Raw genomic sequence first — 13,437 nt, 5'->3', positions numbered from 1 at the left:
CAGGACATAGAATTCATGTTCAATTGGGCGTAGAAATTCTTCAAGAAGAACATCTCCAGGGGTGATAGGAGACATGTGATCCAAATATAAATCCATCACGAATGCACCTCCTGCAAAAGCTGCATGATATCGGCACTCACCTCAGCCAGATCAGCATCAATCTCGGCCAGATCCCGGGGGGGCTGGTACACATAAAAATGGCGGTTAAAGGGAATCTCATACCCAACAATGCCGATCTCGCCGTCCTGGCCATCCTTCTTGCCGCCATCAATCCACGCCTCCGGCACATGGGGCAGCACTTCCCTGGCAAAATATTCCTCATTCACCTCATTGACAGGTCGTGATGGGGCCAGCGGCACATTCTCATGATCCCGGAGGTCTCCGTCGGTCTGGTACTCGACCAGCTTGCCGTCCACATTGAAGATACCGTATATCGGGTTGGCAGACCCTTTTTTATGCACCTTCTTGATCATCTTCTCGGCATCGGAATTTTTCCAGCTCACTGCTGCCGTGATCTGCTTCTTTTCCCTGGCATCGAGCTTGACTCCGGCAGCTTTCACGGCAGCATCATAGCCGTTCATATCGTCATGGTACTCTGTGCCGATTTTCTGCTGCAGGCGCCTGGCTTTTTCAAGTATCGCCTTCTGCTGCAGCCAGGTTTTTCTATTCAAAAGATCCTTGATCTGCTTTTCCTTCAGGGCGCTTAACTCTTTCTTGATATGGATGCGGATATCCTTTCCCCAGGCTTTCAAATCACCGTACTCCTCGTCGGTCCAGCCTTGACCGTATTCATCATAGAGCCACTTCATCGGGGCACCCAAGGGTTTGGGAGCAAAGCGCAGTTCCTCGATCCGCTCATCGCTGAACTGGTACGACATCCGCAGCGGCCGCTCAATGGTGATCCGCCGGTATCCGAATTCATGGCTCTTGAAAATCTTGCTGCTGAACGTCCTGAGCCCCCCATTACCGTTGCCGTTTTCGGATTGTCGGCCCCGGTTGCGCTTCACCTCGGCCGGTTTATCCAGTTCCAGGTTATCGACGACCTCAAAGGCACCATAGGTGCGGGTGATAAGTGCAATATCCGCCGCCCCCATCTCCTTGCGTTTTGACCCCAGAGACTTGCGCATCTTGGCAAAAAGATTGACCCCATTGATCAGCTGAACCTTGCCTTTGCGGTGGGCTGCTTTCTTATTGGAAAGCACCCAGACATAGGTGGCAATCCCGGTATTATAGAACATGTCTGTGGGCAGGGCGACGATGGCCTCCAGCAGATCCGCTTCCAGGATATACCGGCGTATCTCGGACTCACCGGATCCGGCACCGCCGGTGAAAAGCGGTGAGCCGTTGAGGATGATACCGATACGCCCACCGCCGTCGGATGCATCGCGCATCTTGCTGATCAGGTGCATCAAAAAAAGCAGGGAACCATCCGACACCCGGGGCAGCCCGGGACCGAACCGGCCATCAAAGCCCTTCAGATGATGCTCATCCCTGATCTCCTTCTCGATCTTTTTCCAGTCCACACCAAAGGGCGGATTGGAGAGCATATAATCGAACTTGTCAGCATAGAGCTGGTCTCCCGACAGGGTGTTGCCGAACTTGATATTGTTGATCTCCTGCCCCTTGATCAACATATCCGCTTTACAGATGGCATAGCTCTCCGGATTCAATTCCTGGCCATATGCCCGCATAACCGCCTGGGGATTCATCTCGGTCACGTATTCCATGCCCGAGGAGAGAAAGCCGCCTGTCCCGGCCGTAGGATCATAGATCGTTCTGATGATCCCCGGCTTTTGCAACGCCTCGTCGTCCTCCATAAACACCAGAGCGGTCGTCAGCCGAACGATGTCGCGGGGGATAAAATGCTCACCGGCCGTCTCGTTGGAACTCTCGGCAAAACGCCGGATCAGCTCCTCAAAGACCAGCCCCATCTCGTAGTTGGAGATGGCCTGGGGGGGATAGATCGGTTGCCCGGACCTTCTGCACGATTTTATACAGCAGATTGTTGTCATTGAGCCGGCCGATGAACTCAGTGAACTTGAAATATTCAAAGATCTCCCGGGCACTCCGGGAGAACCCATTGATATACGATTCCAGGTTGTCTTTGATACCGGCTTCACCCAGCTTGCCCAGATCCATCTTTGACATATTGAAAAAAGAGAGATCTCCGGTGGCCCGCAGCAGCAGCTTTTCCTGGGCCGCTTCCGGCAGGTTCATCTTCTTTACATTCTCATAAGCGGCCAGCACGGCAGGCTTGCTGTCCTGCAATACACCTTCCAGCCGCCTGAGCAGGGTAAAGGGCAGAATCACCCGTCCATACTGACTTTGCTTGAAATCTCCACGAAGCAGGTCGGCCAGGGACCATATATATGCTGCGAGGTTGTTGGTTGATTGTGACATTATTTCCTTTGTCCTGTTGTACCTGCTTATGTTGAAGCTGCGAGCCGCAGCCTTGCACGGTTCCTATTGTTGAGCCTCACATAGTAATGTTTCGCATGATTGGTGTCAAACTGTGGTTGCCCTCGTTAGGGCAGGCACAGTGGCCTGCCCCTACAGCAGCCTTGGTCATATTTTAGGCCATATGGATTTTCGGTAGGTTGGGTTGAGGAACGAAACCCAACAACTTATCGGTGTTGGGTTTCACTTCGTTCAACCCAACCTACGTTGTGGCCGATATTATGACCAAGCCCAAAACAGGTTTTAATCTCTGCTCTATATATAAGTCATATTATAACTTAAATAAACTCTAACAGATAAAATAATATATTGATTTTAAAATGTATATATCATAAATTGGCGCTGCATTTTGTTAGTCATTATATAAGCCAAAAAACGAGTGTGAGTTCGCCGATGAAGCCGTCAATCAACGCCTATCTGAAACGGGGCCCTTCAACATCCAGAGAGATCCAGGCGGCAACCGCCCTGAGTCAGAGTTCTGTTGCACGCAGACTCAGGGAACTGGGCGACAATATTGTACAGATTCAAGATGGAAGATCAATCAGGTATGCAGCAACCTGCAATGCATTGGGTGTGAATAATAAAATACCATTAGGCCTGGTGGATCACCTCGGTAACATCAGTGTGATGGCATACCTTCGCCCATTAAGCCACGGTGGGTATTTTCTGCAGCCCGTAACAACTATTTCTCCGCTGCTGCTGGGTGAGCGTGGGAATGGATTGTACGACGGCCTGCCATATTTTCTTTACGATTTAAGGCCCCAGGGCTTTTTAGGCAGACAAATCTCACGTAACATGGCAACACGGCTCGAAGCGTTCCCCTCTGATCCAAGGCAGTGGACAAATACCCATATCGGAAAATACCTGATATCCAACGGCGATGATCTGCCCGGGAATTTTATCCTTGGAGAACAGTCCATCCTGCGTTTGGCCCGCCGCCCCTATGGGGTAACAGAGAAATTATATCCCAGGATGGCGGAAGATGTCCTGAAAGGTGAAGTTCCGGGGTCATCCGCCGGGGGAGAACAGCCGAAGTTTACCGCGTTCAGCAGCCGGTACGAGTCCCATGTTATTGTTAAATTTTCCCCCAGGGGTGATACTGAGATTGCCAAGAGATGGCGTGATATTTTGATAACTGAATATCATGCAGCGCAAATCATCAATGAGAATATATGCCCTGCTGCCCGGACCGGATTCCTCGAAGCAGAAGGACGCCTGTTCCTCGAAACACATAGATTTGACCGTCCGGGGGTATCCGGCAGATGCTCAATGATTTCATTACAGGCCATTGATAACGAATTTACCGGCCTTGGTCATAACTGGGTCCGTGTGATGGAGGCATTGAAAGCGCAGGGGCTGGTAAGCCGTCAGGATGCCCATGTTGCCGGGCAGCTATTGTATTTCGGGCAACTGATTCACAATACCGACATGCATCTGGGTAACCTCAGCTTATGCATAGACGGGGAAATGTTCAGACTGTTACCCTGTTATGATATGTGTTCCATGGGCTTTGCGCCACAAAGTGCCGGCGAGGTCGGGCCATTCTTTTTTGATGCCTCAAAAATTCCTGATCCGGAACTCAATAAAGACGAGATCACCCGTCTACGGCAATTGGCATATGACTTCTGGGAAAACGTATTAGAAGATGAACACATCTCAGATGAGTTCAGGACGTTTTTGAGCAGACGCAATCCGGTGGCGTCTCTTCCGGCAGATTAAAGTCCTGTTGTTTCCAAGGTGAGGAATGTTAGGCCCATGGTCAGAATTAAATCTGCCACAGATGCGCCGGATTTTAAGTCGCCATCAAGGCACGCCAAGGGCGGCTTAAAAGACAAGTAGATGGGCGATTTTATTTTGATCATAGGCCTTATCACGGAGATAACCGTTTAACGTTTTGTTTAAAAAAATGATCGCACCCCAAATTAAAGCGCTAAAAATTAAAAATTATCTGAGGATATAAACATCCGGGTAGTCCATCAGTTTGAGTGTTGCTGCAATAACGCCTGCGACAGCTTGATTATCATGAATGATGATTAAACTGTTGCTTTTGTTCAATTCCTCCATCATGGGTTTGGAGAACATGTCAGCATAGTCAACATGGTTGGCCCCTTTGATATGAGCTCGGTCATAGACAGCTTTATCCCTGAAATCAACAAAAGTGCAGTTTTTTAATTTTCTGGCATCTTTTTCATAGATGCAAAGTGCTTTAAAATCATTTTTATTCAAATCAACGAGGTTATTAAGAAGCTTGACATCCCCTACAACCGGGTATCCTGCTGATTTCCAGCCGTTGATTCCATCTCTCATCCAATAGACATTTTCATAACCGTTTTTAACCGCCAACCTGGCGGCGTGATAGGATTTCCATCAAGAGCTTGATGCGCAATATGTCATAATCGGCGTGCGTTTATCCGCCGGCAATTGCGCAATGTCAAAGTCTACTTGGTTTAAAGGCATATCGATTCTTTTATGATCTTTGGGGACCAAGCAGGTTATGTGAATCGTACCTTCCGGGTGTCCTTTCATAAAATCGGTGGTGTGGCTATGACACGCAACAACAGTAACGCCTTCGTCAAAAAGTTGTTTGGCCTGATCCAATGTAACAGCAGTAAAACCGTCTCCTCCTTTTGCCGGTGCCGGCACTTTGGCTGCGAAGCCAAGCCCTGCAAGCCCGACAACCAAATGTAAGGAGACAATTAGAATGAAAAGCTTTTTGTGCATAAGATACATTCTCCCTGTTTTCTTTTTTTATAGAGCGCCAATTTAAATTTATGGTGCGATCAATTCGTGGTACCATTATAGATCGTGGTACCATTATAGAAAATCTGAATAAGCCTTGGGGCAAAACATAGACCAAGATTATTTCAAAATCAAGATTTATCTATATATAATTATTTTTGCTGGTGAAATTTAGATTAAGGAAAAATCCATGACATTTAAACCATCCATAGCGTTTAGAGCCAAGGCCAAGGCCGGGGAAACGATGGTGGAGACCTTTTTTAAAAAAAACGGCATGCAGTTGGGAGCGAACCTCCATACCCACCAGGGACCGCCGTTTATGGAATGGGCCAAAATCGGAGCGGAGCGAAAAGAGACCCTGGTCCTGATTCATGGCTTCGGTGAAAGAAAAGAAAGCTTTTATTTGATTTCAAGATTTTTAAAAAAGGAGCTAAATCTTGTCATACCGGATTTGCCGGGATTTGGAAAGTCCGGTATGGACCCGGACCTTGTTTATAATTTGGACAATTATGTTAATTGGCTGGGCCGGTTTATTGAACAAATCGGCCTGGATTCTTTTCACCTTGCCGGCTGTTCCATGGGGGGCGCCATTGCCGCAAAGTTTGCGGCCCGATTCCCTTCAAAAGTTAATTCCTTGTCTTTGGTGGGACCGGCCGGTTTCTATCTGCCCGGTAAGCAGTCCATTTATGATGAGGCCCTGGCCGGGTCCAATATTTTTTATATAAGTTCTCCCGGTGATTTTGAAACGTTACAATCCAGGATTTTCAGGAAAAGCCCGACGCTTCCAACTTGTGTCAAGGAATATATGATTTTAAAGGCCATAGGGGACCGGGAAGGGCTTGCCAAAATATTTGATGAACTGCTGGACATGGAGTCAATAAAATCCGGCAAAGTATCTTTGGAACAAGCCTCTTTAAATCATGTTTGCAAAGAGATTACCATGCCCGTTATGTTGTTTTGGGGGCGCCATGATACGCTTTTACCCTGGAAGACCGCACCGTTTGTAGAAGAGTTATTTCCCCGTGCTCGGGTTCATATTTTTGAGGAATATGGTCACGTTCCCCATCTGGAAGGGCCACAGAAATTAGCCGGGCACATGCTGAACTTTATCTGTGACGCCCAATTTTAATGTATTATGGCTCGCAACCTATACTTGCCAAGGATGAAAAAATATGAAACTCACACCTGACAGCGGCCCCAAAGAATATCCTGTCCGCCCCGCCCTTGCCGTGGGCGCGGTTGTATTTAAAGACAACAGGGTGTTGCTGGTCAAACGGGGCAATCCCCCGGCCAGGGGCGTCTGGGCAATCCCGGGCGGCAGTGTGGAGTTGGGCGAAACCCTTCAAGAGGCGGCTGAAAGGGAGATTTTCGAGGAAACGGGAATTGTTATCAAGGCCGGGGAACCCATATGTTCATTTGAATCCATTCACAGGGATGACAAGGGGCGGGTCAGGTTTCATTATTATATTGTGGATCTTGCGGCAAGCTATATCCGTGGCGCCCCCACGCCCGGCGATGATGCCCTGGATGTGGGATGGTTTTCCAGAGAAGCGCTTGGTCGTCTTAACGTCAGCCCTTCCACCCGTAAGCTTCTCGACCAAACCTTAACCTTCGGATAAAAAGAGACTCGGAAAAAAATAAATCCCACATTTTGCTTGCCTTTTTATCCGTATTCTTCGTTGCGACTTAAGGGCACATATTCCAATATGCTCCCTAAGCCGCGCCTTGAATACGAATAAAAATTCGGCGCAAAATTTGTAGCATTTATTTTTTCCGAGCCCCTAAAAAGATGAAAACGGGAAACCGGAGGAGCGGTGTGCGGCTTTCCGGTTTCCCAAACAGTTTTATGTTTCCCAGAGGGACAGCAATTCAGGTAAAAATTCACCGCCGGGCCCGTCAAGGGCAATCCCCCGGTCGTGCCGGGCGGCAAACTGCCTGAAGGGATTGTCGCTGGGGTTGATGTCCACAATGACGGCTTCAGGATTTCGGGCCACCATCCCGCCGATCTGCATGGGCAAGTTCGTGGCCCCGGCGGTGCCCACCACCAGGAGAAGGTCGGTGGACATAGCCCAGGCCATGGCGGACTCGGCCTTGTACCAGGTTTCGTTGTAGCATTCGTCAAACCAGAGGACATGGGGCCGGGCAATGCTGCCGCACCTGGGACAGGTCAGCAGCTTTTTTTCTTCCTCGGTGACCGGCTGGTCTTTTTCCTTGTCTGCGATCTCCTTTGGGAAATCAAACAGCTTGGGCGTGCATTCTCCGGAACACCGGATATAATTGATATTCCCGTGGATTTGAAAGGTCTGTTCAAGGCTGTTGCCGGCCCGCAAATGAAGACCGTCCACATTCTGGGTGACCAGACGGAATCTGTCTTTGAAAATTTCTTCCATTTGGACAATGGCCCGGTGCCCTGAATTGGGTTCAGCATTCTTACACACGGTATGCCGGTAAAGGTACCAGGCCCAGGATTCCCAGGGGTTTTGGGTAAACATGCTGTGGGTGGCCATCTGTTCGGGCCGGTACTCTCTTGACCCCACAGTCCAATATCCTTCAGGCCCCCGGAATGTCGGGATTCCGCTCTCGGCTGAGATCCCGGCCCCGGTTAACACGGTGATCCGTTTGCTGTTGTCTTTAAACGGCTCAAGCAGTCCGGCTGTGTCCATTTTCCTGCCTCCTTGATTGTGTTTACTGATAAGCGTGATGCAATGACGGTTTTATAAAAAGTCTATCCATCGTTTGCACAAACATCTGCCTTTGTTGCTATTGTTCGCAGTAAAGATAGCGTATCCTGCATGCGGGTTGCAACTTATTTCCACTCGCATCGCCACCGGGCATAGTGCATATCCGTTGTCACTTCAATGGTGTAAGTGCCCGGACCCAGTGCCAGTGTGGCTGACAGACCTACCCGGGTTTGTGCCGCCGGCTCCCCGTCGGCAAAAAAGACCCGGACAAAATAGCGCTGCTTTCCTTTTTTGTATGGGTCCTCGAATTTTAAGACCACCCCTTGGGTTGCCGCAAGTTCCCATTTACAGGGTTGCCCGGGCTTCAGTGATCCATGGGCAAGCCCCCACTGACAACCCATGCTGCCGGAGATTTTTTTGGCCCGGTTGATCTTGGGAATATCCGGTGCCTGGCCCGGAAGATCCATACCATAACCCGAGCAGGCTGTGTAAGTTTGGCCATCCATGACAAAAAAGTCCTTGAGCCGGATGGCCTTGTCAATTCCGCCCCACTCATTGGTCCGGGTCAGCCGGTTTGCATCTTGCCGCTGCCAGGTTTCGACAGCCCCGTCGGGCCAGTGAATGGTGACCTGGTCCCCCCGGCACGCCCAATGAAACCGGCGTTGCTTTTTTCCGTAGAAATGGTTGGGCATCAGGTGTATCCGGGTGTCCCGGGGGGAAAATTTCCACAAACCGTAGTAGCTGCAACACACCCCTGAGCCGGATTCATGCCCGCCGCCGGCAGCAGCACCGGAGATGTCGTTTCCGGCGTGGTGGGGCGGCGGTTTTGGTGCATATGCCCCTGAAAAACGAAGGCTGGTGATGCTGGTATATATGGTCTCCCGGTACCGGGCGGCCTTGTTTTCGGCGTACACCCCGAAAACCGCAAAGGCCCGGCCCCTGTCATAGGTATACAAGGCAGCGGCGTTCAGCAACATACCGTTATAATGCCCGGAATACTCCCGAATGATGCCAGGATTCCCGTCCACATGGAGAGACGTTGATGATATTCGGTTCTGAACAAACGCCTTTCCCCGGCTGCGCATGGTCTGCTCCATGCTGTCGGCAATGGCCTGGACCCCGATTGTGCCGCTTCGGACGACATAGACTTCAATAAAGGCTTCGTTGCCGGGCGCCATGACCTGCTGTTTCAGATCATTGTCCGGATGGTCGGTTCTGTTGTGCCAATCGGGCGGGATTTGAATCTGAAAAAACGCCTCCCGGGCCGCGGCCTGGCCGGTGAAAAGAAAGAAACAGCAGATGATGGCCGCCGTATAAACAGGGCCTATGCTGTAATGAATACTGAACGGTTTCATAATAATCCCCAAATTTAACCTATATCAAATTTTTCCCAGCTGGCCGCATCCGGCACTGACGGACCTGCCCTTGCTCCATCGCTTGATCACAAAGATTCCTTTGTCGGTGAGCGTCTGGGCAAAGTCATGCATCTGTTCATCACTGGGACTTTGATGGTCAAAGCCGGTTACGGGATTGTAGGGAATCAGATTCAGACGCACCGGCAACGGATGGATGAACCGGGCCAGTGCCCGGGCATGGTCCATTGCGTCGTTTACCCCTTTGATCAAAATATATTCAAAAAGAAATACGCCCCTTGGGGGCAGGGGATATGCGTCAAGACTTTTTTTCAGCGCCGCCAGCGGCCAGTGCCGGTTTACCGGCATCAGGGCTGAGCGGGTATCATCGTCCGGTCCGTTTATGGAAATCGCCAGGCGGATATTGGGCAGATTCATCTGTGCCAGGCGCTCAATCCCCGGCACCACACCGCAGGTGGAGATGGTCATGTGGCGCAGGGCAATATCGCACCCTTTCTGGCTGTTGAGTACGTTGACCGCGGTCATTACCGCATCAAAATTGTCAAACGGTTCCCCCATGCCCATAAATACAATGTTTTTTATATCATGGCCAAGGGTATGCCGGGCATTAAATACTTGACCCACAATTTCAGAGGTTGACAGACTGCGCTTGAATCCCATGCGGGCGGTCTGGCAGAACCTGCACCCCATTTTGCACCCCACCTGGCTTGAGACGCAAAGGGTGTTGTGCCGGGTCATGGGAATGATCACGGATTCAATTTTCAGACCATCGCGAAGCCGGGTGATGAACTTGACCAGTTCACCTGCCTTGAATGTCTCTTCCACCTTTCCGGATACCGGCACAAGCGCTTTTTCAAGTTCAGTCCAGAATTTTAAAGAGCTCTTGAATTCCGGGGCATTGCCAATATTTTTTCCGCCGTTTTTAAACATTTCCCGGTAGAGCGCTTCGGCATGAAACAGTCCTTTGCCGTAGTCATTTCGCAAGGTCCGGGTCAACTGATCCAGAGTCAGGCCAAAGATATCAATTATACGTTCCATGACGAATATATATCACAGGCCCGGGAATTTGCCTATGACTGAGAGTACCGTGCGGGAAAACGGGATCAGGGCCAGGCTAAAATCGTTGAAAAATAATCAAACGGTTGGCACCCGGGCATAATTCTGATATTTAATAATAGTCCGGGGGGCTAAATTCCACATTGCCGAAAATTCGATATTGATCTAATCTATAGCAAAAATTTGAAATGCCCCTCTTCACAATGTTTTTGCTGTTATAATTTACTTAGCGCCCTTCGGGCGGGTTTTTAGGTGCTGGGTGCTGGGTACTGGGTACTGGGAAATGGAAATTCCTATACTATTAAATTGCTGCCGGTCCGGTCGTGACGTAATACCGGTAACCACATACAAGGAGAAAGCCATGAATGTTGGGGAAGTGTGTAATCGCGAAGTGATTATTATCGACAGGGACGGGTCCATCCGTGACGCAGCCGGACTCATGCGAAAATACCACGTTGGTAATGTCGTCGTTGTCGAAGAGAAAAACGGAGACCGTTTTCCGGTGGGCATTCTGACCGACAGAGACATCGTGCTTGAATTGATCGCCCTTGATGTCGACATAAACGCCGTCACGGTTGGCGATGCCATGAGTTTTGAATTAATAACCGCCAGGGAAGAAGACAACGTTATGGAGACCATCAAGCGAATGCGGCACAAAGGCGTCCGTCGTATACCGGTTGTGAACGATCGCGGCGTTCTGGAAGGCATACTCGCGGTGGATGACCTGATAGATTCCCTCTCCGAACAATTGACGGACCTTGCAAGACTGGTCATGGGGGGACAGCAGCGGGAAACTGAAAAACGCCTGTGATACTCAGATAATTTTCATCAAAAAGGGGATATCATGCCGACCGAATCTTTACCGGAATCCCAGGAGACCTTTCATGATATCGGCTTTGAAGAGATCGAACACACAGCTGATTGCGCACTTCGCATTTTCGGGAAAAATTTTTTAACACTGCTTACAAACGCTGCGATCGGCATGACCGGCCTGATGGCCTTTGAGCCGTCCGCCATCCCTGATGATACCACGCGGCATGTTGAATTGGCGGCCATGGATGCCGAGAGCTTACTGGTAGACTGGTTGAGTGAACTGGCCTATTGGGCTGAAACGGAGATGCTCTTATTTCACCGGTTTGAACTTTACAACGTGACACCGAACCATTTGCAGGCCGTTATACACGGTGGTCATGTATCCCGGTTTAAAAATCATATAAAAGCCGTCACCTATCATAACCTGGAAGTTATCCAAACGGAAAAAGGCCTGGAGGCCACGGTGGTATTTGATGTATGATCATTGAGTACAAGGAAGGTTTAAAATAAGATGATCAGCGACCATGATTTTAAGCAAATCGACAAATACCTGTACGAAATTCCCAAGACATTTCGTGCCGACATGCGCGTTCCGGCCCGCTTTTACGCCGACCCGGAGCTCCTGAAGGCCATACAGGGCGATAGAAGTCTGGAACAATTGGTCAATACAGCGACCCTTCCGGGAATTGTCAAATACGCACTGGCCATGCCCGATATTCACCAGGGCTATGGGTTTCCCATCGGAGGGGTGGTGGCCACCCAATTGCCGGACGGGATTATCTCCCCCGGCGGTGTCGGTTACGATATCAACTGCGGCGTGCGGTTGCTGGCAACTCAAATAGAAAAAGAGGAAATAACCCCTTACCTGGATGATCTGGCCTCGGCGCTATACACCAACTGTCCCGGTGGTGTCGGCAAAGCAGGCCATATAAAACTTCGGCCGGGAGAACTGGATGTTCTGGTGGAAAAAGGAGCAAACTGGGCATTGACGCGTGGGTATGCCACCGCGTCCGACCTGGAACGCACTGAAGAGAATGGCTGCCTGGCGGGTGCTGACGCCGGCAAGATCAGTGACAGGGCCAAAACACGAGGTAAAGATCAAGTCGGCACCCTGGGGTCAGGCAATCATTTTATTGAGGTCGATGCGGTAGACCGGATCTACGACGAACCGGCCGCCCGGCAGATGGGCCTTTTCCCCAGCCGGATAACCGTCCAGATCCATTGCGGCTCACGGGGGCTTGGACATCAGATTTGCAGTGATTATGTCAAACGCCTTCAAAAAGCGGTACATCAATACGGCCTTATTTTGCCGGACCGGGAACTGGTTTGCGCACCGCTCAGCAGTCCCGAAGGACAAGATTACCTGGCCGCCATGAAAGGGGCCGCCAACTATGCGTTTGTCAACCGCCAGGTCCTGACCTGGCATATCCGTCGCAGCTTTGAACAGGTGCTGGCCGGTAAGATAAAAAATCACCATGTTTACCAAATTTACGACATTGCCCACAACATGGCCAAAGTTGAAGAACATGAGGTGGACGGCCGCCGGATCAAGGTATGCGTTCACCGCAAGGGCGCAACACGCGCCTTTGGCCCCGGCTCCCCGGTGCTGCCCGGAATTTACCGTAACATCGGCCAGCCCGTGCTGGTGCCCGGCACCATGGGAACCGCCAGTTGGGTGCTGGTAGGCACAAAAGAATCAATGACCCAAACCTTCGGGTCCATCTGCCACGGTGCCGGCAGGGTAATGAGCCGCAGCAAAGCAAAAAAAAACATACGGGGCACCAGGCTGCGGGAAGAATTAGAGAAAAAAGGCATCCGCGTACGGGCCGGCAGCATGTCGGGCCTGGCCGAAGAAGCCCCCATGGCCTATAAAGACGTGGACCGGGTGATCCAGGTGGTTCACGGTTCAGGCATTGCCAAAAAAGTGGCCCGCTTGATTCCGCTGGCCGTCATCAAAGGATAGGAGGAAAATATCATGAGTGTCATCATCAGTTTGTCTATTTTTCCCATAGACAAGGGTGAAAGCGTATGTTCATACGTAGCCAGGGCAATCAAGATTATCAAAGAAAGCGGACTTGAGTATGATTTCGGCCCCATGAGTACAAGTATGGAAGGGGAATGGGATGACGTCATGGCGGTTGTCAACCGCTGCTTTGAAGACTTGAAAAAAGACTGCGACCGTATCTATTTAAATATCAGTGCCGACTACAGAAAAGGCGCTCCGGGACGAATAAAGCGCAAGGTGGTGTCTGTTCAAAAAAAAATAGAACCGCAATAACCGCTGATAAAATTATGTAAACGATCAGACTCAATCATAA

14 protein-coding genes are annotated in these 13,437 nt (G+C 50.3%); 7 read left to right on the top strand and 7 right to left on the bottom strand.

The window, feature by feature from the left end; genetic code table 11:
* Positions 1-95: 95 nt before the first annotated feature.
* Together HXW94_RS02040 and HXW94_RS19170 are read right to left on the bottom strand one after the other, a co-directional pair.
* Positions 96-2,012: an HsdM family class I SAM-dependent methyltransferase gene (locus HXW94_RS02040; RefSeq protein WP_218576529.1), complete on the bottom strand. Its 1,917-nt coding sequence runs from the start codon at positions 2,010-2,012 to the stop codon at positions 96-98.
* On the bottom strand, positions 1,915-2,400 hold the full coding sequence (locus HXW94_RS19170; protein WP_218576528.1) for a type I restriction-modification system subunit M N-terminal domain-containing protein: 486 nt from the start codon (positions 2,398-2,400) through the stop codon (positions 1,915-1,917). Before HXW94_RS19170 ends, HXW94_RS02040 begins: the two co-directional genes overlap by 98 nt.
* A gap of 450 nt (positions 2,401-2,850) precedes the next feature.
* On the opposite strand from HXW94_RS19170, the gene yjjJ reads away from it, so the two are divergent.
* Positions 2,851-4,176, top strand: coding sequence for a type II toxin-antitoxin system HipA family toxin YjjJ (yjjJ, locus tag HXW94_RS02035; RefSeq protein ID WP_178365232.1), 1,326 nt, complete (start codon positions 2,851-2,853; stop codon positions 4,174-4,176).
* A gap of 225 nt (positions 4,177-4,401) precedes the next feature.
* Here the strand turns inward: yjjJ and HXW94_RS02030 are convergent, their stop codons facing one another.
* Both HXW94_RS02030 and HXW94_RS02025 read right to left on the bottom strand, forming a co-directional pair.
* Positions 4,402-4,764, bottom strand: coding sequence for a rhodanese-like domain-containing protein (locus HXW94_RS02030; protein WP_178365231.1), 363 nt, complete (start codon positions 4,762-4,764; stop codon positions 4,402-4,404).
* Positions 4,765-4,824: 60 nt separating this feature from the next.
* Positions 4,825-5,178, bottom strand: a complete 354-nt coding sequence (locus tag HXW94_RS02025) for a hypothetical protein (protein ID WP_178365230.1) — start codon at positions 5,176-5,178, stop codon at positions 4,825-4,827.
* A gap of 208 nt (positions 5,179-5,386) precedes the next feature.
* Between HXW94_RS02025 and HXW94_RS02020 the strand changes: the two genes are divergently transcribed.
* Both HXW94_RS02020 and HXW94_RS02015 read left to right on the top strand, forming a co-directional pair.
* Positions 5,387-6,325 carry an alpha/beta fold hydrolase gene (locus tag HXW94_RS02020; protein WP_178365229.1) on the top strand — a complete coding sequence of 313 codons (939 nt, stop codon included), beginning with the start codon at positions 5,387-5,389 and terminating at the stop codon, positions 6,323-6,325.
* 43 nt (positions 6,326-6,368) lie between these two features.
* Positions 6,369-6,815, top strand: a complete 447-nt coding sequence (locus HXW94_RS02015; protein ID WP_178365228.1) for an NUDIX hydrolase — start codon at positions 6,369-6,371, stop codon at positions 6,813-6,815.
* Positions 6,816-7,040: 225 nt separating this feature from the next.
* Here the strand turns inward: HXW94_RS02015 and HXW94_RS02010 are convergent, their stop codons facing one another.
* The 3 genes from HXW94_RS02010 to rlmN all read right to left on the bottom strand — a co-directional run bounded on the left by HXW94_RS02010 (position 7,041) and on the right by rlmN (position 10,288).
* On the bottom strand, positions 7,041-7,859 hold the full coding sequence (locus tag HXW94_RS02010) for an SIR2 family NAD-dependent protein deacylase (protein ID WP_178365227.1): 819 nt from the start codon (positions 7,857-7,859) through the stop codon (positions 7,041-7,043).
* Positions 7,860-8,002: 143 nt separating this feature from the next.
* Positions 8,003-9,232, bottom strand: a complete 1,230-nt coding sequence (locus tag HXW94_RS02005) for a hypothetical protein (protein ID WP_178365226.1) — start codon at positions 9,230-9,232, stop codon at positions 8,003-8,005.
* A gap of 24 nt (positions 9,233-9,256) precedes the next feature.
* The gene (gene rlmN, locus HXW94_RS02000) at positions 9,257-10,288 is read right to left on the bottom strand and encodes a dual-specificity RNA methyltransferase RlmN (RefSeq protein ID WP_178365225.1); all 1,032 of its coding nucleotides are present in this window, start codon (positions 10,286-10,288) and stop codon (positions 9,257-9,259) included.
* 379 nt (positions 10,289-10,667) lie between these two features.
* Here rlmN and HXW94_RS01995 point away from each other — a divergent pair, with 379 nt between their 5' ends.
* The 4 genes from HXW94_RS01995 to HXW94_RS01980 are packed head-to-tail and all read left to right on the top strand — an operon-like array spanning position 10,668 to position 13,397.
* On the top strand, positions 10,668-11,117 hold the full coding sequence (locus HXW94_RS01995) for a CBS domain-containing protein (protein ID WP_178365224.1): 450 nt from the start codon (positions 10,668-10,670) through the stop codon (positions 11,115-11,117).
* A 33-nt stretch (positions 11,118-11,150) separates the two neighbouring features.
* On the top strand, positions 11,151-11,600 hold the full coding sequence (locus HXW94_RS01990) for an archease (RefSeq protein ID WP_178365223.1): 450 nt from the start codon (positions 11,151-11,153) through the stop codon (positions 11,598-11,600).
* A 30-nt stretch (positions 11,601-11,630) separates the two neighbouring features.
* Complete coding sequence (locus HXW94_RS01985) at positions 11,631-13,082, top strand: RtcB family protein (protein ID WP_178365222.1); 1,452 nt, start codon at positions 11,631-11,633, stop codon at positions 13,080-13,082.
* A 12-nt stretch (positions 13,083-13,094) separates the two neighbouring features.
* Positions 13,095-13,397, top strand: a complete 303-nt coding sequence (locus HXW94_RS01980; protein WP_178365221.1) for an MTH1187 family thiamine-binding protein — start codon at positions 13,095-13,097, stop codon at positions 13,395-13,397.
* Positions 13,398-13,437: the final 40 nt, after the last annotated feature.

The organism is Desulfobacter latus, from assembly GCF_013389365.1.
GTDB lineage: Bacteria > Desulfobacterota > Desulfobacteria > Desulfobacterales > Desulfobacteraceae > Desulfobacter > Desulfobacter latus.
The sequence above is the reverse complement of the archived record's forward strand: the minus strand, read 5'-3'. Positions and strand labels throughout refer to the sequence as shown.